This window comes from Arthrobacter sp. C9C5 (assembly GCF_013359735.1).
In the GTDB taxonomy this organism is placed as follows: Bacteria; Actinomycetota; Actinomycetes; order Actinomycetales; family Micrococcaceae; genus Arthrobacter.
Map to the genome: position 1 here is coordinate 16,457 of NZ_JABFMX010000016.1, position 22,895 is coordinate 39,351.

The window sequence follows — 22,895 nt, forward strand, 5'->3', positions numbered from 1 at the left end:
GCTAAGCTCGGAGCGTGAAAATCTTTGACGCCGCGACGGCGGCCGGTACGGCGCTGCACCCGCAACGGGTGCAGCGCCGTACCGTTGTGGTGCTCAGTGCCGCCCAGTTGCTCAGCGGCGTCGGCGGCGGCGCCAGCCTTTCCGTCGGCTCGCTGCTGGCCGTCCAGCTCTCCGGTTCCAACGCCTGGGCGGGCTCGGTCACCACCACCATGACCCTGGCGGCCGCGCTGACCGCGCTGCCGCTTGCCGGGCTGGCCGGCCGGCGGGGACGCAGGGCAGCCCTCGTAACCGGGCTGCTGTCCGCCATGACCGGCGCTGTGCTGGTGATCCTGGCGACCGTCACCGGCTTCTTCCCGGTGCTGCTGCTGGGCGCCGCCATGCTGGGCCTCGGCACGGCGGCCAACCTGCAGGCCCGCTTCGCCGCCGTCGACCTCGCGGAGCCGGAACACCGCGGACGGTCCCTCGCGATCGTGGTGTGGGCCGTGACCGTCGGCGCCGTGGCCGGGCCGAACCTCATCCAGCCCGGTGCGCTGGTGGGGCAGGCCCTTGGCCTGCCGCCGATTTCCGGGCCGTTCGTGTTCTCGACTGCCGGACTGGCCCTCGCCGCGTTGCTGCTGTTTATCGGGCTGCGCCCGGATCCGCTGCTGTTGGCTGCCCGGATCCGCACAGCGGACGAGGAGCCGGCGAAGGGGACTGCGGGAACCCGGGGCAAGCATGCCCTGCGCAACGGACTGCGCGCGGTCCGCTCTTCCCCGCGCGCCCGGCTGGCGCTGCTCGCCGTCGTCGCGGCGCACGGCTGCATGGCCGCCGTGATGTCCATGACGCCGCTGCATCTGCAGCTGCTCACCGAGGGCCCGATGGCGCCTCACGCCGCGGAGCACGCCCACGCCGCCGGCACGGATGTCTTCGTTTTGATCGGCTTCACGATCTCGCTGCACATCGCCGGCATGTACGCCCTCTCACCGGTGATGGGCTGGCTCACCGACCGGGTCGGCCGGCTCCCGGTGATCCTGCTGGGCCACGGGCTGATCCTGCTCGCGGTCTGCGTCGCGGGCTTTGGCCAGGCGCAGCCGGCCCTGGTCACTGTTGGCCTGGTGCTGCTGGGGCTGGGCTGGTCGGCGGCCACCATCGCCGGCTCCACCCTGCTCGCGGAGAGCGTCGCGGCCGGCGACCGGGTCCTTGTGCAGGGCGTGTCGGACACCCTGATGGGCGTCGCGGGCGCTGTCGGATCGGGCTTCGCCGGTCTCGTGATGAGCGGAATCGGCTACCAGGGGCTGAACCTCGTGGCGGCCGTCGTGGCCGCCGGGGTGCTGGCCGTGGTCTTGCAGGCGGCGGCGCGGTCACGCCGCAACCCGGCGCCGGCCGGGGGCTGAACCCCCGGCCGTCACGCCCGGGGGCGCCTCAGGCGCGCGTGCTGCGGGCCATGCCGAGCAGCCGGCCGAAGATCGCCTCGCCGTCGTCGGCGATGCCGTCGTGGTGGAAGTCAGCGGACTCCCAGACCTGCAGGCCGCGCACGGCGGCTGCGGTCTCCAGCGACAGGTCCCGGTCCACGTAGATGTCGTCGCTGTACACGGCGGCGGCCACCGGAATGTTGTTCAGGGCCAGCCGCTCGGGGTCGTAGAGCGGTTTCCAGTCGTCCTTCTCGGCGAGCAGCTGGGCCACGGTGCGCAGCGGTCGCAGGGCCGGATCCTGTTCGAAGTACCAGGGGTAGACCATCTCGCCGGTCAGCAGCGGGGCGGCGGCGTCCGGACGGAACTCCGGGAAGTCCTGCAGCACCCGCAGCGCCGCCCAGTCGGTGGCCTCGCCCTGGCCGTAGATGGATTCGTGCATGAGGGCGTACAGCGGGTTCGACGCGCGGGAGACAAGCCCGCGGACCTGCTCCAGGAAGCCGTCGGAGAGCCGGTCGCCGTCGGGGGTGCTGACGAAGGCATCCTCCAGCAGGTGGTGCAGCCCGTCCACCCGGGTGTTGCCGCCCAGGTAGGAACCCACCATCTGGAAGCGCTCCACGGTGAGCCTGCTGCCGTCGGGCAGAAGCTCCTCGGACTCGCGGAGGTGCCGGGCAATGCGGCTGACCAGCTCCCGGTCCTGCGGGTACCAGCCGAAGTATTCGGCGTTGCGCGCTGCCACGCGGCGGAAGGTTGCCTGGTAGACCCGGTCCGCGGGGCCGGTCAGGGGAGCGAGGCCGCCGGTGATCAACGCCTCGCGCAGCCCCTCGGGGGCGAAGGACAGGTAGCTCAGCGCGCAGAAGCCGCCGTAGCTCTGCCCGTAGATGGTCCAGGGCGCGGCGCCCAGGGTCCGCCGGATCGCCTCCGCGTCCGCCACGATCGAGTCGGCCCGGAAGTGCTCGAGGTACTGCGCCTGGTCCCGGTCGTTCCCGCGCAGCGGCAGGGTCTTGCGGTCGATGGGGGAGGAGAGCCCGGTGCCGCGCTGGTCCAGCATCAGGATCCGGAAGTCCTTCGCCGCGGCCTTGCTCCAGCCGCCCAAGGCGGGGAAGCGGTTGCCGCGGCCGCCGGGACCACCCTGCAGGTACAGCAGCCACGGCAGTTCCGCGGCGGCCTCCTCACTGTGGTCCGCGGAGACGTATTCCCGGGCGAAGATGGTGACCGTTTCGCCGCCGGCGCCGAAGTGGTCCAGCGGTACTTCGAAGTAATGCTCCGTGGTGCGCATGCCGCGATAGTCGTGCCTGGCCTTGACGATGTGCGGGACGGAAGCTGTTTGAGCCCACGTCGTGTCAGCCACGGGCGTCCGCCGTCCGGGCGCCGGCGAATGCGTCCAGGGCGTCGCCGGTGAGCCGGAAGGTGGACCATTCGTCCATCGGGGCCGCGCCGAGGTTCTTATAGAACGCGATCGAGGGCTCGTTCCAGTCCAGCACGCTCCACTCCACACGGGCGTAGCCGCGCTCCACGGCGGTGGCGGCCAGGTGCTGCAGCAGTGCCTTGCCGTGTCCGGCGCCGCGGGCCTCCGGCATGACGTAGAGATCCTCGAGATAGATCCCGTGCACACCCTCCCAGGTGGAGTAGTTCAGGAACCACAAAGCGAAGCCCTGGACGTCGCCGGCCTCGTTCTCGGCCATGGTCGCGTACACGCGCGGGTTCTCGCCGAACAGCACCTGTGTGAGCATCTCCGGGGTGTTCCGGACGGCGTCCGGCTCCTTCTCGTAGATGGCCAGGTCATGGATCATCTGCAGGATGGCGGGAACGTCGTGGGCGGTGGCCGGGCGGATTACACTCATGGTCGACAGTTTACTAGCGGCTACAGGCGGTTCACGTCGATCACGCGCACGACGGCGGTGCCGGTTTCGTCCGAGGCGGCCAGGTCCACCTCGGCGGAGATGCCCCAGTCGTGGTTGCGGGCCGGGTCGTCGAAGATCTGGCGGACCTTCCAGACGCCCGGTTCCTCGGTGATGATCAGCAGGCCCGGACCGCGTGCGTCCGGCCCGGTCCCGATGTCCTCGTGCTCCTCGAAGTAGTCGTCCAGCGCGTCCTCCCAGCGTTCCGCATCCCAGCCGGAGCCGCCGTCGAGCTCGCCCAGCGCGGTGGCGGCCTCGTCCGCGAACAGTTCCACCCGGCGGAACATTTCGTTGCGTACCATCACCCGGAAGGCGCGGATATTGGAGGTCAGCGACGGCGGCGGGGGCGGCGGGGCATCGTGCCGGGTCGGGGCGGCGCCGGAGGTGAGTTCCTCCCATTCGTCCAGCAGGCTGGAGTCCACTTGGCGGACCAGCTCGCCGAGCCACGCGATCAGGTCCTCAAGGTCCTCGCGCAGCGCGTCCTGCGGCACCGTCTGCCGGAGCGCTTTGAAGCCGTCAGCCAAGTAGCGCAGCACAATGCCCTCGGAACGGGCCAGACCGTAGAACTGCACGAATTCGCCGAAGTTCATCGCCCGTTCGTACATGTCCCGGATCACGGACTTGGGGGCGAGTTCGAAGTCGCCGATCCACGGCGCCGCCTTGCGGTACACGTCGAACGCCTCGCCGAGGATCTCCGCGAGCGGCTGCGGGTAGGTGACCTCCTCGAGCATGGCCATGCGCTGGTCGTACTCGATCCCGTCGGCCTTCATCGCGGCAATGGCCTCCCCGCGGGCCTTCTTCTGCTGCGCGGACAGGATCTGCCGCGGCTTCTCCAGCGTCGACTCGATCACCGAGACTACGTCGAGGGCATACGACGGCGACTCCGGATCCAGCAGCTCGAGGGCCGCCAGGGCGAAGGGGGAGAGCGGCTGGTTCAGGGCGAAGTTCGCCTGCAGGTGGACAGTAAGCCGGACGCTGCGGCCGTCCGGGCCTTGTTCCGCGGGCGGGATGCGTTCGACGACGCCGGCGGCCAGCAGTTCGCGGTAAATGCCCAGCGCCTTCTTCATCAGCTGCAGCTGCGCAGCCCGCGTCTCGTGATTTTCGGTCAGCAGGCGGCGCGCGGCCTGGAAGGGATCGCCGGGGCGTTCCATCAGGTTCATCAGCATCGCGTGGGTGACGGTAAAGCTGGAGCCCAGCGGGTCCGGCACGGAATCCACCAGCCGCTTGTAGGTGGGTTCGCCCCAGGACACGAACCCCTCCGGCGGCTTCTTCTTGACGACCTGACGCAGCTTCTTCTGGTCGTCGCCGAACTTCGCCGTGGCCTTGGCCATCGCCTTGACGTTCTCGATCACATGCTCGGGCGCCTGGACCACCACCGTCCCGGCGGTGTCATAGCCGGCCCGGCCCGCCCGGCCCGCGATCTGGTGGAACTCACGCGAATTCAGCAGGCGGGTGCGGACGCCGTCGTACTTGCTCAGCGCGGTCAGGAGCACGGTGCGGATGGGGACGTTGATGCCCACGCCCAGGGTGTCCGTGCCGCAGATGACCTTGAGCAGGCCGGCCTGGGCCAGCTGTTCGACGAGCCGGCGGTACTTGGGCAGCATGCCGGCGTGGTGCACGCCGATGCCGTGCCGGACCAGCCGGTTGAGGGTCTTGCCGAAGCCCGCGGCGAAGCGGAACCCGGCGATCAGCTCGGCGATCTTGTCCTTTTCCTCGCGGGTGCAGACGTTGATGCTCATCAGGTTCTGGGCGCGGTCGATCGCCTCGAGCTGGCTGAAGTGCACCACGTAAACGGGCACCTGCTTGGTGGAGAGCAACTCCTCCAAGGTCTCGTGCACGGGGGTCTGCTGGTAGTAGAAGTGCAGCGGAATGGGCCGTTCTGCGGAACTGACGGTCGTCGTCGGGCGTCCGGTCAGCTCCGTGATGCCCTCCTCGAAGCGGCTCACGTCGCCCAGCGTGGCGGACATCAGCAGGAACTGGGCCTGCGGGAGTTCCAGCAGCGGTACCTGCCACGCCCAGCCGCGCTGCGGATCCGAGTAGAAGTGGAACTCGTCCATGATGACCGCGCCAAGCTCCGCGGCGGATCCCTCGCGCAGGGCGATGTTCGCCAGGATTTCCGCGGTGCAGCAGATGATGGGTGCGTCCTGGTTGACGCCGGAATCGCCGGTGATCATGCCGACGTTTTCGGCCCCGAAGATCTCGCACAGGGCGAAGAATTTCTCCGAGACGAGGGCCTTGATCGGTGCGGTGTAATAGCTCCGCGCCCCGCGGGCCATGGCCTGGAAGTGGGCGGCGATTGCCACCAGCGACTTGCCCGAACCGGTGGGGGTCGCCAGGATGACGTTGGCGCCTGCGGCCAGCTCCATGATGGCCTCGTCCTGGGCGGTGTACAGGGCCAGGCCGCGGCTCTCCGTCCATTCGACGAACCGGGTGTAGAGCTCATCCGGATCGAGCCCGCTCCTGCCGGGAACTCGGGCGGCCGGGGCGGGGAGCTGATCAACGAGTTTCATTGCTTTCCAGCTTAGTGGCCCGCGGCGCGCTCGGCGGCCTGCATCAGGGTGCACCCGGGACGGCAGCCCGCGGCCCGATGCCAGGCCCGGAAACCCAGGGCGGCATCCCGCGGTGCGGCGGCGCCGCCCGGGGGTGGCTGCGGGGTTAGGCTTCGGCTGACGGCCCGAGCGGTGAAGCGAGGAATGCATGAAGTGGGATCCAGCCAAGTACGTGCAGTTCGGAGACTATCGGGACCGGCCGTTCTTCGACCTGACCGCCCGCATCCGCGCCGAGGCGCCGCTGCACGTGGTCGACCTTGGCTGCGGGCCGGGAAACCTGACCGCCACGCTGGCGTCCCGCTGGCCCGGCGCCGCGGTGCAGGGGCTGGACTCCTCCGCCGAAATGCTCGCGAAGTCAGCACCCTTCGCGGCCGCGGCGGACAACCTTTCCTTTGGCCTGGCGGACATCGCCGCGTGGATGCCCGCGCCGGATACCGACGTCGTCGTCACGAATGCCGCCCTGCAATGGGTGCCCGGGCACCGGGAGCTGCTGACCCGCTGGCTCGGGGCGCTCCGTCCGGGGGCATGGTTCGCGCTCCAGGTTCCGGGCAACTTCAATGCCCCCTCGCACACCCTCATGCGGACCCTCGCCGATTCGGATGAGTGGTCCGCCCGACTGGCCGGTGTGCTGCGCCATGACGATGTGGTGGGCGAGCCTGCGGAGTACCTCGAACTGATGCTCGACGCCGGCTGCGACGCCGACGCCTGGGAGACCACGTACCTCCAGCTCCTGCCGGGCACCGATCCGGTGCTCGAGTGGGTGCGGGGGACTGGCCTGCGCCCGGTGCTGGCCGCGCTCACGGCGGAGGAGGCACTCCGGTTTGAGCGGGACTACGCCCGGCTGCTGAACGAGGCGTATCCGCCGGGCCGCCACGGAACGGTCTTCCCCTTCCGGAGGGTCTTCGCCGTGGGCCGCAAGCGGGGCTGAGAGGGGCCCGGACCATGCCGCCGCCCGGGGCTGCAGGGCGGGAACCCTGCCGCCGCCCGGACTCTTTGACGAATGTGACACGCCGTGTGACAAAACGCGGTATGTGATGGGGCTTACAATGACAAAGCGGTCTGGGGGCGGCCGCGGTCTGGTCCGATTCCGAGCCCTGTTCTAGTGATGGAGGTTCGGTGCTCTTAAGCCTGATGGGGCGCCTGCTCGTCGCCCACAGGATGACCGTTCTGGCCATCATTTGCCTGCAGCTCGTGCAGACCACCGCCAACCTGATGCTCCCGACGCTCAACGCCGCCATCATCGACGACGGCATTGTCGCCGGCGACACGCCCGCGATCCTGCGCCTTGGAGCCTGGATGGCGGGAGTTGCCGCCCTCCAGGTCGGTACCGCCATCGCCGCAGGCTACCTCGGTGCCGTCGTCGCCATGCGCGTGGGGCGGGAGTTGCGCGAGGAGCTATTTGCCAAGGTGCAGACCTTTTCCTCGCAGGAAGTCGGCGTGTTCGGGGCGCCCAGCCTGGTCACCCGGGCTACCAATGACGTCACGCAGATCCAGAACCTCACCGTCCTGGTCTTCACCATGCTCGTCGCCGCGCCCGCCAGCTTCATCGGCGGCATCGTCCTCGCGGTGCGCCAGGACCTGCCGCTGTCCGGGATTGTGATGGCCGTGATCCCGGTGCTCGCGGGACTCATGCTGCTGATTGTGCGCCGGCTGATTCCGCTGTACCGGCGCGGCCAGGAACTCATCGACCGGATCAGCCGGGTCCTGCGCGAACAGATCGTCGGCGCCAACGTCATCCGCGGCTTTGTCCGGCAGGAGCATGAGATCCGGCGCTTCGATGCCGCCAACAGGGACCTCACCAGGAACAACCTCGACTCGGCGCTGCTGGTGGCCGGCATGAATCCAATGATCATGGTGGTGGTCAACCTGTCCTCCGTCGCGGTGGTCTGGTTCGGCGGCCACCGGATCCAGTCCGGTCAGATGCGGCTCGGCGCGCTGACCGCGTTTATCGCCTACATCCTGCAGATCCTGATCGCCATCATGATGGCCATGTACGTCTTCACGACGGCCCCGCGGGCCGCCGCCTGCGCCGAGCGCATCCAGGTGGTCCTCGACACTGAACCATCCATCGGCGGTCCGGAGCCGGGAACGGCACTGTCGGCAGCGTCACCGCAGAAGCTGCCGCCCCCGGAACAGGCGCCTCGTTCGGGTCGCGGACCCGTCCCCGAAGGCGCCGTGGAGTTCCACGACGTCGCCTTCGCGTACCCCGGCGCCGAAGCCCCGGTCCTCAGCGGGGTCACGTTCACGGCCGCTCCCGGAACCACGACGGCGGTCATCGGCGCCACGGGGAGCGGCAAGAGCACGCTGCTGAATCTGTTGCCGCGTTTCCTTGACCCGACGGCGGGCAGCATCAGCATCGGTGGCCGCGGGACCCGCTCGCTGCCGCTGGCTGAGCTGCGTGGACTGATTTCCATGGTGCCGCAGCATTCCTACCTTTTCTCCGGGACGCTCGCGGAGAACCTGCGGGTGGGCGGCCCGGACGCTAGTGATGCGGAACTGTGGCAGGCCCTGGAGACCGCCCAGGCGGGGGACTTCGTCCGCGACCTCCCGGGCGGGCTCGACGCGCCGGTCAGCCAGGGCGGTACAAACTATTCGGGCGGGCAGCGCCAGCGCCTGTGCATTGCCCGGGCGCTCCTCCGGCCCGCGCCCGTCTACCTTTTCGACGACAGTTTCTCCGCCCTCGACTACGGCACGGACGAGAGGCTGCGCGCCGCCCTGGAACCGGCGCTGCGGGCGGCCACCGTCCTGGTGGTGGCGGAACGCGTGTCCACGATCGAGGAGGCGGATCTGATCCTGGTGCTCGAGGACGGCCGGCTGGTGGCCAAGGGCACCCATCAGGAACTGATGGAGTCGTCGCGGACCTACCAGGAGATTGCCGCCTCCCAGCTGGTGCTGGAGGAAACTCCGTGAGCGCCGACGTCGCCGCGCGGGGCGGGACGGCCGCAGCCAAATGGCGGACCGCCGGAAGGCTGCTGCGGCTCCTAAAACCGGTACGCCGCCGAATGGCCGGCGTCGTCGCCGCGACCTGCGCCTTCGCGGCGCTGAACGTGGCGGCGCCCAAATACCTCGGCGACGCCACCGACGTCGTGGTCCAAAGCGTCGTCGGCGGCACCTTCGACGAGCAGAGGCTCGGCCGGCTGCTGCTCGCGGTCGCCTTGATGTACCTGGGCGCCTCGCTGTTCAGCTGGATCCAGGGCGCCCTGACCGCGACGGCCGTGCAGCGGCTGGGCTACGGGCTCCGCGCCGCCGTGGAACAAAAGCTCCACGTGCTGCCTTCCAGCCATTTCGACGACCAGCACCGCGGCGACGTGCTCAGCCGGGCCACCAACGACGTCGACAACGTCTCGCAGGCGCTCAACCAGTTGCTCAACCAGCTGATCATGTCGGTCTTGATGCTCACCGGCGCCCTGGCCATGATGTTATGGCTGTCGCCGCTGCTGGCCGTGATCGCGCTGGCCTCGGTCCCGGTCTCCACCTTGATCACCGTGCTCGTGGCGCGGCGGTCGCAGGCGCACTTCACCGAGCAGTGGGCCAGCACCGGCGAACTGAATGCCCACTTGGAGGAGTTCTTCACCGGGCACGAGGTGGTCAAGGTCTTTGGCCGGCAGGAGGCGGCTGCGGCCACCTTCGGGGAAAGCAACACGCGGCTCTTCCGGGCAGCCTCCAGCGCGCAGTACGTGTCCGGCGTCGTGCAGCCCCTGATGATTTTCGTCTCCAACCTCAACTACATCGCCGTCGCCGTGATCGGCGCGCTCCAGGTGGCCGCCGGGAGCATGACGATCGGGGGCGTCCAGGCCTTCATCCAGTTCAGCAGGCTCTTCAGCCAGCCGATGGGCCAGATCGGCGGAATGCTCAACCTGATGCAGTCCTGCGTGGCCTCCGCGGAACGCGTCTTCGCGCTGCTGGACGCACCGGAAATCCCCGCAGACGCTGCGGAGCCTGCCGCCGGCGCCGCCCGTGCCGTCGCCGTGCGCGCCGCCGACGTTTGCGCCGCCGACGCGGAGTCCGCCGCCGCGGAGCCCGGACCTCCGGGGCGGGTCAGCTTCGAAGGCGCGACGTTTGGCTACAGTCCCGGTGCCCCCGTCGTGGAGGACCTCTCCTTCACGGTGGAGCCGGGCCAGATCGTGGCGATCGTGGGGCCGACCGGGGCCGGAAAGACCACGGTGGTCAACCTCCTGATGCGGTTCTATGAACTGGACGCCGGGCGGATCACCGTGGACGGCATCGACATCGCCGAAATGCCGCGCGACGCGTTGCGCTCGGCCTTCGGCACCGTGATGCAGGACGCCTGGCTGTTCACCGGCAGCATCCGGGAGAACATCGAATACGGCCGGCCCGGCGCCAGCGACGGCGAGATCATCGCCGCGGCGCAGGCCAGCCACGTGGACCAGTTCGTCCGCTCCCTCCCGGCCGGCTATGCCACCATGCTCGGCAACGACGGCGACTCCCTCAGCCGCGGCCAGCGCCAACTCATCTCGATCGCCCGGGCGCAGCTGGCCGGTCGCGGTGTCCTGATCCTCGACGAGGCCACCAGCTCGGTGGACAGCCGCACCGAAGCGCAGATCCGGCAGGCGATGGCCAGGCTGCGGCAGGGCCGGACCAGCTTCGTGATCGCCCACCGCTTGTCCACGGTCCGGGACGCTGATCTAATTCTGGTCATGGACCACGGACGGATTGTTGAACAGGGAAACCACCAGGAACTGATGGCGGGGGGCGGTTTCTACGCCGCGCTCTACCGGGCCCAGTTCGCTGGCCGCGAACAGCCCGAGAGTGTTCTGGAGCCTGAACTGTGAGCTCCGCCGAACGTGCCGCGGCACAATTTCCAGGCAGCTGGAAGCCCAACACCGGGAGTTCGGTGCCGCTGTTTGAGCAGCTCCGGCTGAACATCATCGAGCAGGCGGACAACGGCACCCTGGCGCCGGGGACCCGACTGCCCGCCGTCCGCAGCCTGGCAGGGGAGTTGGGGGTGGCACCGCACACCGTGGCGCGCGCTTACAAGGAGCTCGAGGCCGCCGGCGTCGTGGCGACCCGCGGCCGGAACGGCACCGTCGTCTGCGCCCGGGACGAGGCCTGGGGCTCGCTGACCGCTGCCGCCTCGGAGTTCGCGGCCGCGGCCAAAGCCCAGGGCGCCAGCTTCGCCGAGGCCGTTCAACTACTGGCGGCGGCGTACGACCGCCACTAGCACACCGGCCCTCCGAATAGATATTCGAAGAAGTTTTCGATTAGCATTGGAGGCGTGCCTAAAGCCGTAGCTGAAGAACCCGCCGTTGATATCCAGCCCGCCGCCGATCCGGTGAAGTCCGGAAAAGCGGCCGCGCCCAAGTCGTCCGGCCCGGCCTCGTCGGGTGTGGAGCTGGCCCGCCCCGACTTGTCCCGACTGGTCGTGAAGGGCGCGCGCGAACACAACCTGCGCAACGTCGACCTCGACCTGCCGCGCGACGCGATGATCGTCTTCACCGGCCTTTCCGGCTCCGGCAAGTCCTCCCTCGCCTTCGACACCATCTTCGCCGAGGGACAGCGGCGCTACGTGGAGTCGCTCTCCGCTTACGCCCGCCAATTCCTGGGCCAGGTGGACAAGCCCGACGTCGACTTCATCGAAGGCCTGTCGCCGGCGGTGTCGATCGACCAGAAGTCCACGAGCAAGAATCCCCGTTCCACCGTGGGCACGATCACCGAGATCTACGACTACATGCGCCTGCTCTGGGCCCGGGTGGGACGCCCGCACTGCCCGGTCTGCGGCGAGCCGGTGACCAAGCAGACCCCGCAACAGATCGTCGACCAGCTCCTGGAACTGCCCGAGGGCACCCGTTTCCAGGTGCTGGCACCGGTGGTCCGCGGCCGCAAGGGCGAATTCGTCGAACTGTTCAAGGAGCTCACAGCGAAGGGCTACTCGAGGGCCCGGGTGGACGACAAGCTGATCCAGCTCAGCGATCCGCCCAAGCTGGGCAAGCAGTTCAAACACACCATTGAGGTGGTGGTGGACCGCCTCGTCGTCAAGGAGGGCATCAGCCAGCGCCTCACCGACTCGGTGGAAACCGCCCTGGGCCTCGCCGAGGGCCGCGTGCTGGCCGAATTCGTCGACCTCGAGGCGGACGACCCGGAACGGATCCGTGCCTTCTCCGAGCACCTCGCCTGCCCCAATGAGCACCCCCTCGCGATCGACGAAATCGAACCCCGCTCGTTCTCCTTCAACAATCCTTTTGGCGCCTGCTCCGCCTGCAGCGGCATCGGCACCAAGCTCGAAGTCGATGAGGAACTCCTCATCCCCAACCCGGAGCTCTCCCTCGCCGAAGGCGCCATCGCGCCGTGGTCGCTCGGCACCGCCACCACCGAGTACTGGAACCGGCTCCTCGGCGGCCTGGCCAAGGAAATTGGCTTCAAGATGACCACGCCGTGGGAGAAGCTCTCCACCGAGGCGCGGCAGACTGTGCTGCACGGCAAGGACCACAAGGTCGTGGTGCAGTACCGCAACCGCTTCGGCCGGGAACGCAAGTACAGCACCGGCTTCGAGGGCGTTGTCCAGTACGTGCACCGCAAGCACACGGAAACGGATTCCGACTCGGCGCGGGACCGCTACGAGGAGTACATGCGCCAGGTCCCGTGCCCGGCCTGCAACGGCGCCCGGCTGAACCCGGCGTCGCTCTCGGTCCTGATCAACGGCAAGTCGATTGCCGAGGTCGCCGCACTGCCGATGCGCGAATGCGCGCACTTCCTGGACACCCTGGTCCTCAGCGGCCGGGAGGCCCAGATCGCCCACCAGGTCCTCAAGGAGATCCAGGCCCGCCTGACCTTCCTGCTCGACGTCGGCCTCGAGTACCTGAACCTGGAGCGGCCCTCCGGCACCCTGTCCGGCGGAGAGGCCCAGCGCATCCGCCTGGCCACCCAGATCGGTTCCGGCCTGGTCGGCGTGCTGTACGTCCTCGACGAGCCCTCGATCGGCCTGCACCAGCGCGACAACCGGCGCCTGATCGAAACCCTCACCCGGCTCCGGGACCTCGGCAACACCCTGATCGTGGTCGAGCACGACGAAGACACCATCCACGAGGCGGACTGGGTGGTCGACATCGGACCCGGCGCCGGCGAGCACGGCGGCATGGTGGTCCACTCCGGTTCCTACCAGGACCTGCTGAAGAACACCGAGTCCCTGACCGGCGACTACCTCTCCGGACGGAAGTCCATCGAGGTGCCGAAGAAGCGCCGCAAGTACGACAAGAAGCGCGAGCTGAAAGTCGTCGGCGCCAAGGAAAACAACCTGCTGAACGTGGACGCAGCCTTCCCGCTGGGCCTGTTCACCGCCGTCACCGGCGTCAGCGGCTCCGGCAAGTCCACCCTCGTCAACGAGATCCTCTACAAGGTGCTCGCCAACAAGCTCAACGGCGCCAAGCAGGTCGCCGGACGGCACAAGACCGTCCAGGGCCTCGAGCACCTGGACAAGGTGGTGCACGTCGACCAGAGCCCCATCGGCCGTACCCCGCGGTCCAACCCGGCTACCTACACCGGCGTCTTCGACCACATCCGGAAGCTCTTCGCCGAGACTACCGAGGCCAAGGTCCGCGGTTACCAGCCCGGCCGGTTCTCCTTCAACGTCAAGGGCGGACGCTGCGAGGCCTGCTCCGGCGACGGCACACTGAAGATCGAGATGAACTTCCTGCCGGACGTCTACGTGCCCTGCGAGGTCTGCCACGGCGCCCGCTACAACCGCGAGACGCTCGAGGTGCACTACAAGGGCAAGACCATCGCGGACGTCCTGAACATGCCGATCGAGGAGGGCGCCGAGTTCTTCGCCGCGTTCTCGCCGATCGCCCGGCACCTCAAGACCCTGGTCGACGTCGGCCTCGGCTACGTGCGGCTCGGCCAGCCCGCCACGACCCTCTCCGGCGGCGAGGCGCAGCGCGTGAAGCTGGCCGCGGAACTGCAGAAGCGCTCCAACGGCCGCAGCGTCTACGTCCTGGACGAGCCCACCACGGGGCTGCACTTCGAGGACATCCGCAAGCTGCTGATGGTGCTGCAGGGCCTGGTCGAAAAGGGCAACACCGTGATTACGATCGAGCACAACCTCGACGTCATCAAGAGCGCCGACTGGATCGTTGACCTGGGACCCGACGGCGGTTCCGGCGGCGGCCGCATCGTCGCCTCCGGAACTCCGGAGCAGGTAGCCAAGTCCAAGGAAAGCCACACGGCGGCCTTCCTGGCCGACATCCTGGGCTGACGCGGGTTCGTTGCCTGCGAGGCGCCACACGCACCATGACGCACAAATGCCCTGCTGCTGCCGGACTCCCGGCAGCAGCAGGGCATTTGCGCATCGCGGGCCGAACGGCAGGGCGGGCCCGGAAGTAACCCCTGATGTATTCCCGAAGGAGTATGCGAATTTCTGGCATCCCCCTACTCGTGAGAAACTAAGGCCCGTGACGCCTATAACCGTGCCCGTGATCTTCGACCTTGACGGCACTCTTGTCGATCCGGCCGGGGGGATAACGGACGGAATCGCAGCAGCCCTCACCGAACTTCGCCTCCCGGTTCCGGGGAAGTCCCGGATGGACGCCATGATCGGACCCAAGTTGAGCCATTCGCTCACGGAGATCGCCGGCGTCCCGGCGGCCCTGCTGGATGACGCCATCCGGATCTATCGCGCGCACTACGTTTCCACCGGCATCGCGCAGGGCAGGCTCTACCCGGGAATACGCAGCCTCCTCGAGGACTTTGCCGCCGCTGGCCGCCCCCTCGCCGTTGCCACCCAGAAGCCGGAGGGACTGGCCCGCGTTGTGCTGGCGCACCACGGTATTGCCGGGCTCTTCCACAGCATCCGCGGCTCCGCCGCCGACGAGACCGGCGGGGCCCCGGATACGGGTCACGTCCCCGCAGGCAAGGCCGACATCGTCGCGGCCGCCCTCTCGGACCTCGCTGCCGCGGCTCCTGCGACGGCCGGTCTGGGCGTCATGGTGGGGGACCGGGCGCAGGACGTGGCCGGGGCGGCTGCGAACGGACTGGACTGTGTCGGCGTAGGCTGGGGTTTTGCGCCCGACGGCGAACTGCACGAGGCCGGCGCCGTCGAGATCGTGCACACCACCACGGCGCTTCACGCTACGATCACCAGACTCTCCGAACGCCCGGGGACCACAGCCCTGAATGAGGTGCACACCATTGGCAATGTTTGACGCGATCCGCTGGACGACCCGCGGGCTCATTTCCTCGACCTGTCGTCCCACCGTGATCGGCCTCGAGAACGTGCCCAAGGAGGGTCCCTTCATCGTGGCGCCGAACCACCTGTCCTTCCTCGACAGTGTGATCGTCCAGGCCCTCATGCCGCGCCCCGTGGCCTTCTTCGCCAAAGCGGAATATTTCACCACGGGCGGCGCCAAGGGCAAGCTGATGAAGTCCTTCTTCGAAGCCGTCGGCTCCATTCCGGTCGAACGCGGCGAACAGGCGGCCAGCGTCCAGGCGCTGAAGACGCTGCTGGACATCCTCGACGCCGGCAAGGGCGTCGGGATCTACCCGGAGGGCACCCGCTCCCGTGACGGCATCCTCTACCGCGGCCGCACCGGCGTCGGCTGGCTGGCCCTCACCACCGGCGCCCCGGTGATCCCGGTGGGCCTGATCGGCACCGAAAACCTGCAGCCGGCGGACAGCAACAAGGTCACCCCGCAGCACTTCACCATGAAGGTGGGCGAGCCGCTGTACTTCGACAAAACCGGCCCGGACCATTCCCTGCCGGCGCGCCGCCAGGTCACGGACCGGATCATGGACGCCATCGCCGAACTGAGCGGGCAGCAGCGGGCCACCACCTACAACCAGAGCAAAAGCGTCGATTAGCCGCTGCTCCCGGCCGCGCACATGCGTCCGCGCCCACCCATCCGGGAGCCGACGGTCGGGGCGGTCCCGCCCGGCTTAGTAGAATGGACTAGTGGCAAATCCAGCTAGTTACCGTCCCCAGACGGGGGAGATCCCGACCAACCCGGGCGTGTACCGCTTTCGCGATCCGCATGGCCGGGTCATTTACGTCGGCAAGGCCAAGAACCTCCGTTCCCGGCTGAACTCCTACTTCGCCAACCCCGCGGGCCTGCTGCCCAAGACGTATGCCATGGTGCACACCGCCAGCAGCGTGGAATGGACCGTCGTGGGCAGCGAGCTGGAATCCCTGCAGCTCGAATACACCTGGATCAAGGAATTCAAGCCGCGGTTCAACGTCATGTTCCGCGACGACAAGAGCTACCCGTACCTCGCCGTCACGATGGGGGAGAAGTACCCCCGGGTGCAGGTCCTCCGCGGCGAACGGCGCAAGGGGACCCGGTATTTCGGGCCCTACACGGCCGGCGCCATCCGCGACACCATGGACACCCTGCTGCGGGTCTTCCCGGTCCGCAGCTGCAGCCCCGGCGTGCTGAAACGCGCAGAAGCCAGCGGCCGGCCCTGCCTGCTCGGCTACATCGACAAGTGCGCGGCGCCCTGCGTCGGACGGATCTCGGCGGAGGACCACCGCGCCCTGGCCGAGGACTTCTGCGCCTTCATGGGCGGCGAAGCCAAACGCTTCGTCTCCCGGCTCGAGAAGGACATGGCCGCCGCCGTCGCGGAGCTCGACTACGAACGCGCGGCCCGGGTGCGCGATGACATCATCGCGCTGAAGAAGGTCTTTGAACGCAACGCCGTGGTCCTGGCCGAGGACACCGACGCCGACGTGTTCGCGCTGCACGAGGACGAGCTCGAGGCCGCAGTCCAGGTCTTCCACGTCCGGGGCGGCCGGATCCGCGGCCAGCGCGGCTGGGTGGTGGAAAAAGTCGAGGACACCACCACCCCCGACCTCGTCGAGCACCTGCTCCAGCAGGTCTACGGCGAGGAGGGCGAAAGCCAGGGCCGGATGCCCCGCGAGGTGCTGGTCCCGGCCGAGCCCAGCAACGCCGTCGAGCTGGCCCAATGGCTCAGCGGGCTGCGCGGGGCCCGGGTGGACATCCGCGTCCCGCAGCGCGGCGACAAGGCCACGCTGCTCTCCACCGTCCGGGACAACGCCGAACACGCGCTCAAGCTGCACAAGTCCCGGCGTGCCGGCGACCTGACCATGCGTTCCCAGGCGCTCCAGGAACTGCAGGAAGCCCTGGACCTTCCGGTCGCGCTGATGCGGATCGAATGCTTCGACATCTCGCACATCCAGGGCACCAACGTGGTCGGCTCCATGGTGGTGGTCGAGGACGGCCTGCCGAAGAAATCCGACTACCGGAAATTCTCGGTCACCGGCGCCGCGGCCAACGACGACACGGCCGCAATGCACGACGTCCTGACGCGCCGCTTCCGGAACTACCTGCAGGAACAAGCCGACAAAACGGCCGACGGTTCCGGACCGCTGGCCGCCGCCCAGGCCGCCGCCGTGGCCGACACCCCGGTCGCGGACACGACGACGCCGGCGCCGCGGACGAAGTTTGCCTACCCGCCCAACCTCGTCGTCGTCGACGGCGGCAAGCCGCAGGTGAACGCGGCAGCGAAGGCCCTGGAAGAACTCGGCATCGAGGATGTCTATGTGGTCGGGCTCGCCAAGCGGCTCGAGGAGGTCTGGCTGCCCGACAGCGACTTCCCCGTCATCCTGCCCCGCGCCTCGGCCGGTCTCTACCTGTTGCAGCGGATCCGGGACGAGGCGCACCGCTTCGCCATCTCCTTCCACCGGCAAAAGCGCGGCAAGGCGATGACAGTCTCCGCGCTCGACGGCGTGCCCGGCCTCGGCGACTCCAAACGCAAGGCCCTCCTGAACCAGTTCGGCTCGGTGAAAAGCATCAAGGCCGCCACGGTCGAGGAGCTGACGGCCGCCAAAGGGGTCGGGCCGGCCCTCGCCGGCGCCATCGTGCGGCATTTCAACGCGGCGGAGGACGCGGAAGGGCCGGCCGCCCCGGCCGTCAACATGACGACCGGCGAAATCCTCGAAACTTAGCTAGCGCCGGCAATCTTAGCTAGGGTAAGGAGCTGAGGCAGGCGCACGGCCGGCAGGCAACTGCCGCGTGCGCCGGCGTCACGGCAGAGCAGACAGCAGAGATGGGGCACGACTGATGACAGAGTCAACGGCAGGATCCGGCATGGAGGCGGACGGCTTGACCCCCGTCAAGCCGATCGAGGCGGAACTGCTCGTGGTGACCGGGATGTCAGGGGCCGGGCGGAGCACCGCCTCGGACGCCCTCGAGGACCACGGCTGGTACGTGGTGGACAACCTGCCGCCCCAGATGCTCGGCACGCTCGCGGAGCTGGTCTCCCACGCGCCGGGCTCGATCTCCAAACTCGCCGTCGTCGTCGACGTCCGCAGCAAGGACCTCTTCGCGGACATCCGCGCCGCGCTGCGCAACCTCGAAGCCAGCGGCGTCACTTTCCGGGTGCTGTTCCTGGACGCCAGCGACGACGTCCTGGTCCGGCGCTTCGAACAGGGCCGGCGGCCGCACCCGCTGCAGGGCGGCGGCAGGATCCTCGACGGCATCGCCGCGGAACGCGAGCTGCTGCATGAGCTGCGCGAATCCTCCGACATCGTGCTGGACACCTCGACGCTCAACGTCCACGGCCTCGCGACCGCCATCACCGAACTGTTCAGCGAAACCGGCCCGGTGGCGCTGCGGCTGAACGTCATGAGCTTCGGCTTCAAGTACGGGCTGCCGGTGGACGCCAACTTCGTCGCCGACGCCCGCTTCATCCCCAACCCGCACTGGGTTCCGCAGCTGCGCCCGCACACCGGGCTGGACAAGGACGTCAGCGACTACGTGCTCGAGGCGGAGGGCGTCAACAACTTCGTGGAACGCTACGTGCTGGCCCTGGAACCCGTCCTGGACGGCTACCGGCGCGAAAACAAGCACTACGCAACCATCGCCGTCGGCTGCACCGGCGGCAAGCACCGTTCCGTCGCCGTGGCGGTTGAACTGTCGCGGCGGCTGGCGCAGTACCCCCGTGTCACGGTCACCACGACGCACCGGGATCTGGGCCGCGAGTAATGGCGCTCCTGACCGGGCCGCTGCCCCTGGTGCCGGCCGCCAGTGCGGCCTCCGCCGGCCAGCAGGACAAAGGCCCCTCCGTGGTCGCCCTCGGCGGCGGCCACGGCCTCTCCGCCTCACTCTCGGCCCTGCGCCTGCTCACCTCGGAACTGACCGCCATCGTCACGGTCGCCGACGACGGCGGTTCCTCCGGCCGGCTGCGCGACGAGTACGGCGTCCTGCCGCCAGGGGATCTCCGGATGGCCCTGTCCGCACTGTGCGACGACACCGACTGGGGCCGGACCTGGCGCGATGTCATGCAGCACCGGTTCAAGCCCGGCAAGGGCCGCGGCGGTTCGCTCGACGAACACGCCATGGGCAACCTGCTGATCGTCACCCTCTGGGAGCTGCTCGGGGACGCCGTCGTCGGACTGCAATGGGCCGGAGCGCTGCTCGGCGCCCGGGGCCAGGTCCTGCCGATGTCCACCACCCCGCTCACCATCGAAGGCGAGGTGCGCGTCGGGATGCCCGACGGCACTTCGGAGCTGCAGACCGTCCGCGGACAGGCCAAGTGCGCCGTCGCGGGTTCGCTTGAAGCAGTCCGCCTGCTGCCCGAATCGGCCCCGGCCTGCGTCGAGGCGCTGACCGCGATCGAGCTCGCCGACTGGGTGGTCCTGGGCCCCGGCTCCTGGTACACCTCGGTGCTGCCGCACCTGCTGCTGCCGGAGATGCGCGATGCGCTGTGCAAGACGGAGGCGCGGCGCTGTCTCACGATGAACCTCGCCACGGACACCAAGGAGACCCTCGGAATGTCCGCCGCGGACCACCTGCGCGTGCTGCGCGACTACGCGCCGGACTTCAGCGTCGACGTCGTCCTGGCCGACCCCGCCTCGGTGCCGGACCTCCCGGATTTCGAGCGCGCGGCCGGGATGCTGGGAGCAGAGGTGGTCTTGGGTAAAGTAGGGGCGTCGAGCCGCCGGCCGATCCACGACCCGCTGCGCCTGGCAACGGCGTACCACGACATTTTCGGGAACAGGTAGGAAAGGTGCCATGGCACTGACAGCATCAGTCAAGGAAGAACTTTCCCGGCTGGACATCAAGAAGTCCTCGGTCCGCAAGGCTGAAGTGTCCGCCATGCTCCGCTTCGCGGGGGGACTGCACATCATTTCCGGCCGGATCGTGATCGAGGCCGAGGTGGACCTCGCCTCGACCGCCCGCCGGCTGCGTGCCGCGATTGCCGAGGTGTACGGGCACCAGAGCGAAATCATCGTTGTCTCCGGCGGCGGGCTGCGCCGCGGCAGCCGCTACGTGGTGCGGGTGGTCCGCGACGGCGAGGCCCTTGCCCGCCAGACCGGCCTGCTGGATGCCCGCGGCCGGCCCGTCCGCGGGCTGCCCTCGGTGGTGGTGAACGGCTCCGCCGCCGACGCCGAGGCGGTCTGGCGCGGCGCGTTCCTGGCCCACGGCTCGCTCACCGAGCCCGGCCGCTCGTCCGCCATGGAGGTCACCTGCCCCGGGCCGGAATCCGCCCTCGCCCTCGTCGGCGCCGCCCGCCGCCTCGGCATCCAGGCCAAGGCACGCGAGGTCAGGGGAGTGGACCGCGTTGTGATCCGCGACGGCGACACCATCGCGGCGCTGCTGACCCGGATGGGCGCCCACGACGCGCTGATGGTCTGGGAAGAGCGGCGGATGCGCAAGGAAGTCCGCGCCACCGCGAACCGGCTGGCCAACTTCGACGATGCCAACCTGCGCCGCTCGGCGCAAGCGGCCGTCGCCGCCGGCGCCCGCGTGGACCGGGCACTGGAGATCCTCGGCGACGACGTCCCGGACCACCTCAAATACGCCGGCGAACTGCGTGTGGCCCACAAGCAGGCCAGCCTGGACGAGCTGGGCCGGCTCGCCGACCCGGTGATGACGAAGGACGCCATCGCCGGCCGGATCCGCCGCCTCCTGGCGATGGCGGACAAGCGGGCGCAGGACCTGGGCATCCCCGGCACCGAGGCGAACGTGACGCCGGAAATGCTCGACGAGTAGCCACTGCCGGGATTCAGGGACAGAATCGGATCCAGTGGCCGGGAATACCTCAGCAGGACCGGAGGCTATGCCCACTGGATCCACATCCATAGACTTCCGGGTGTCCAACCACCCGGATGCACAATCCGAGAGTTAGCAAAACCGGACGAACACGTCCACGACATTGGAGGATTTTGTGACCGAGTACGTACTGCCCGAACTTGACTACGATTACGCCGCGCTGGAGCCCCACATCTCCGCGAAGATCATGGAGCTGCACCACAGCAAGCACCACGCCACCTACGTTGCCGGCGCCAACAACGCGCTGGCCCAGCTGGCCGAGGCACGCGAGAAGGGCGACTTCGCCAACATTAACCGCCTCTCCAAGGACCTCGCGTTCCACACCGGCGGCCACATCAACCACTCCGTGTTCTGGAAGAACCTCTCCCCGGACGGCGGCGACAAGCCCGAGGGCGAGCTCGCGGCCGCGATCGATGACGCCTTCGGCTCCTTCGACGCCTTCCGCGCGCAGTTCAGCGCCGCGGCCCTGGGCCTGCAGGGCTCCGGCTGGGGCTTCCTCGCCTACGAGCCGATCGGCGGCAACCTTGTCATCGAGCAGCTCTACGACCAGCAGGGCAACGTCGCACTGGGCACCACGCCGCTGCTGATGCTGGACATGTGGGAGCACGCCTTCTACCTGGACTACGTCAACGTCAAGGCCGACTACGTCAAGGCCTTCTGGAACATCGTGAACTGGGCCGACGTCGCCAAGCGCTTCGACGCCGCCCGGAAGAACGCCACCGGCCTGATCACGCTCTAGGGACTACCGCGGCCGAACCGGCGCTGAGCCGAAACCAGGCTGTAACAAAGGTCACATTTCGAGCCGTTCGGCCCGAAACGTGGACTGCCCGCCCCCGCAGTTGCGGGGGCGGGCCCACTTAAACGTAAGATGGATCACGGAAGGCGGTTAGCCTTCAGCAACGTGGCTGGTCGCCCTCCGATCTGGTAATCATCTCTGCCCAATGGCGTGCGGGATCTGTTAGTTGGCTTGAACGCCTACTCAACTAGTCGTGCTTGATAGAGCACCAAGGAGACTGAAAACGTGACGACACGTATTGGTATCAACGGCTTCGGCCGCATCGGCCGCAACTACTTCCGCGCCGCCCTGGCCCAGGGAGCAGACCTCGAGATCGTTGCAGTCAACGACCTCACCAGCCCGGAAGCCCTCGCACACCTCTTCAAGTACGATTCCGTAGGCGGCCGCCTGGCCGAAACCATTGAAGTCAAGGACGGCAACATCGTCGTCGACGGCAAGACCGTGAAGGTCCTGGCGGAGCGCGACCCGGCCAAGCTGCCGTGGGGCGAGCTGGGCGTCGACATCGTGATCGAGTCCACCGGCTTCTTCACCAAGGCCGCGGATGCGCAGAAGCACATCGACGCCGGCGCCAAGAAGGTCCTGATCTCCGCCCCCGCCTCCGACGAGGACATCACGATCGTGATGGGCGTCAACGACGGCCTCTACGACAACGCCGCGCACAACATCATCTCCAACGCCTCCTGCACCACCAACTGCCTCGGCCCGCTGGCCAAGGTCATCAACGACTCCTTCGGCATCGAGCGCGGCCTGATGACCACCATCCACGCCTACACCGCGGACCAGAACCTGCAGGACGGCCCGCACAAGGACCTCCGCCGCGCCCGCGCCGCCGCCATCAACATGGTCCCCACCTCCACGGGAGCCGCCAAGGCGATCGGCCTGGTCCTGCCGGAGCTCAAGGGCAAGCTGGACGGCTACGCCATCCGCGTCCCCGTCCCCACCGGCTCCGCCACCGACCTCACCGTGACCGTCTCCCGCGAGACCACCGTCGAGGAAGTCAACGCCGCGCTCAAGGCCGCGTCCGAGACCGAAGAGCTCAAGGGCCTGCTGACCTACACCGACGAGCCGATCGTCTCCTCGGACATCGTCGGGGATCCGGCGTCGTCCATCTTCGACTCCGGCCTGACCAAGGTGATTGGCAACCAGGTCAAGGTTGTTTCCTGGTATGACAACGAATGGGGCTACTCCAACCGCCTCGTCGACCTCACGGAGCTCGTCGCGTCGAAGCTGGGCTAGGGTAA

Annotated in this window: 17 protein-coding genes; 14 read left to right on the forward strand and 3 right to left on the reverse strand. The window is 68.5% G+C overall.

Features of this window, described 5'->3' with window-relative positions:
• Positions 1–14: 14 nt before the first annotated feature.
• Positions 15–1,373, forward strand: coding sequence for an MFS transporter (locus HNO80_RS13175; protein WP_349627353.1), 1,359 nt, complete (start codon positions 15–17; stop codon positions 1,371–1,373).
• 28 nt (positions 1,374–1,401) lie between these two features.
• Here the strand turns inward: HNO80_RS13175 and HNO80_RS13180 are convergent, their stop codons facing one another.
• From HNO80_RS13180 to HNO80_RS13190, 3 genes are all read right to left on the reverse strand, one after another.
• Positions 1,402–2,667, reverse strand: a complete 1,266-nt coding sequence (locus HNO80_RS13180; protein ID WP_175323367.1) for an alpha/beta fold hydrolase — start codon at positions 2,665–2,667, stop codon at positions 1,402–1,404.
• A gap of 64 nt (positions 2,668–2,731) precedes the next feature.
• On the reverse strand, positions 2,732–3,232 hold the full coding sequence (locus tag HNO80_RS13185; RefSeq protein ID WP_175323304.1) for a GNAT family N-acetyltransferase: 501 nt from the start codon (positions 3,230–3,232) through the stop codon (positions 2,732–2,734).
• 20 nt (positions 3,233–3,252) lie between these two features.
• Positions 3,253–5,799, reverse strand: a complete 2,547-nt coding sequence (locus tag HNO80_RS13190) for a DEAD/DEAH box helicase (RefSeq protein ID WP_175323305.1) — start codon at positions 5,797–5,799, stop codon at positions 3,253–3,255.
• 187 nt (positions 5,800–5,986) lie between these two features.
• Here HNO80_RS13190 and HNO80_RS13195 point away from each other — a divergent pair, with 187 nt between their 5' ends.
• From HNO80_RS13195 to gap, 13 genes are all read left to right on the forward strand, one after another.
• Entirely contained in the window at positions 5,987–6,766 is a 780-nt protein-coding gene (locus tag HNO80_RS13195) for a trans-aconitate 2-methyltransferase (RefSeq protein ID WP_175323306.1), read from the forward strand.
• Positions 6,767–6,969: 203 nt separating this feature from the next.
• The gene (locus HNO80_RS13200; RefSeq protein WP_175323368.1) at positions 6,970–8,748 is read left to right on the forward strand and encodes an ABC transporter ATP-binding protein; all 1,779 of its coding nucleotides are present in this window, start codon (positions 6,970–6,972) and stop codon (positions 8,746–8,748) included.
• A 92-nt stretch (positions 8,749–8,840) separates the two neighbouring features.
• Entirely contained in the window at positions 8,841–10,631 is a 1,791-nt protein-coding gene (locus tag HNO80_RS13205) for an ABC transporter ATP-binding protein (protein WP_175323369.1), read from the forward strand.
• Positions 10,628–11,020, forward strand: coding sequence for a GntR family transcriptional regulator (locus HNO80_RS13210; protein ID WP_175323307.1), 393 nt, complete (start codon positions 10,628–10,630; stop codon positions 11,018–11,020). Before HNO80_RS13205 ends, HNO80_RS13210 begins: the two co-directional genes overlap by 4 nt.
• Positions 11,021–11,185: 165 nt before the next feature.
• Complete coding sequence (gene uvrA, locus HNO80_RS13215; RefSeq protein ID WP_349627357.1) at positions 11,186–14,047, forward strand: excinuclease ABC subunit UvrA; 2,862 nt, start codon at positions 11,186–11,188, stop codon at positions 14,045–14,047.
• A gap of 196 nt (positions 14,048–14,243) precedes the next feature.
• Positions 14,244–14,993 carry an HAD hydrolase-like protein gene (locus HNO80_RS13220; protein ID WP_349627354.1) on the forward strand — a complete coding sequence of 250 codons (750 nt, stop codon included), beginning with the start codon at positions 14,244–14,246 and terminating at the stop codon, positions 14,991–14,993.
• The gene (locus HNO80_RS13225) at positions 14,980–15,648 is read left to right on the forward strand and encodes a lysophospholipid acyltransferase family protein (RefSeq protein WP_175323308.1); all 669 of its coding nucleotides are present in this window, start codon (positions 14,980–14,982) and stop codon (positions 15,646–15,648) included. Before HNO80_RS13220 ends, HNO80_RS13225 begins: the two co-directional genes overlap by 14 nt.
• A gap of 91 nt (positions 15,649–15,739) precedes the next feature.
• The gene (uvrC, locus tag HNO80_RS13230; RefSeq protein ID WP_175323309.1) at positions 15,740–17,749 is read left to right on the forward strand and encodes an excinuclease ABC subunit UvrC; all 2,010 of its coding nucleotides are present in this window, start codon (positions 15,740–15,742) and stop codon (positions 17,747–17,749) included.
• A 115-nt stretch (positions 17,750–17,864) separates the two neighbouring features.
• Complete coding sequence (gene rapZ, locus HNO80_RS13235; protein ID WP_175323310.1) at positions 17,865–18,788, forward strand: RNase adapter RapZ; 924 nt, start codon at positions 17,865–17,867, stop codon at positions 18,786–18,788.
• Positions 18,788–19,807 (forward strand): gluconeogenesis factor YvcK family protein, encoded by a 1,020-nt coding sequence (locus tag HNO80_RS13240; protein WP_175323311.1) that lies wholly within the window; start codon positions 18,788–18,790, stop codon positions 19,805–19,807. The genes rapZ and HNO80_RS13240 overlap by 1 nt, the downstream gene beginning before the upstream one ends.
• Before the next feature lie 10 nt (positions 19,808–19,817).
• Positions 19,818–20,798 (forward strand): DNA-binding protein WhiA, encoded by a 981-nt coding sequence (whiA, locus tag HNO80_RS13245; RefSeq protein WP_066438143.1) that lies wholly within the window; start codon positions 19,818–19,820, stop codon positions 20,796–20,798.
• A gap of 175 nt (positions 20,799–20,973) precedes the next feature.
• Positions 20,974–21,597, forward strand: coding sequence for a superoxide dismutase (locus HNO80_RS13250; RefSeq protein WP_175323312.1), 624 nt, complete (start codon positions 20,974–20,976; stop codon positions 21,595–21,597).
• 282 nt (positions 21,598–21,879) lie between these two features.
• Complete coding sequence (gene gap / locus HNO80_RS13255) at positions 21,880–22,890, forward strand: type I glyceraldehyde-3-phosphate dehydrogenase (protein WP_175323313.1); 1,011 nt, start codon at positions 21,880–21,882, stop codon at positions 22,888–22,890.
• The last annotated feature ends 5 nt before the right edge of the window (positions 22,891–22,895 follow it).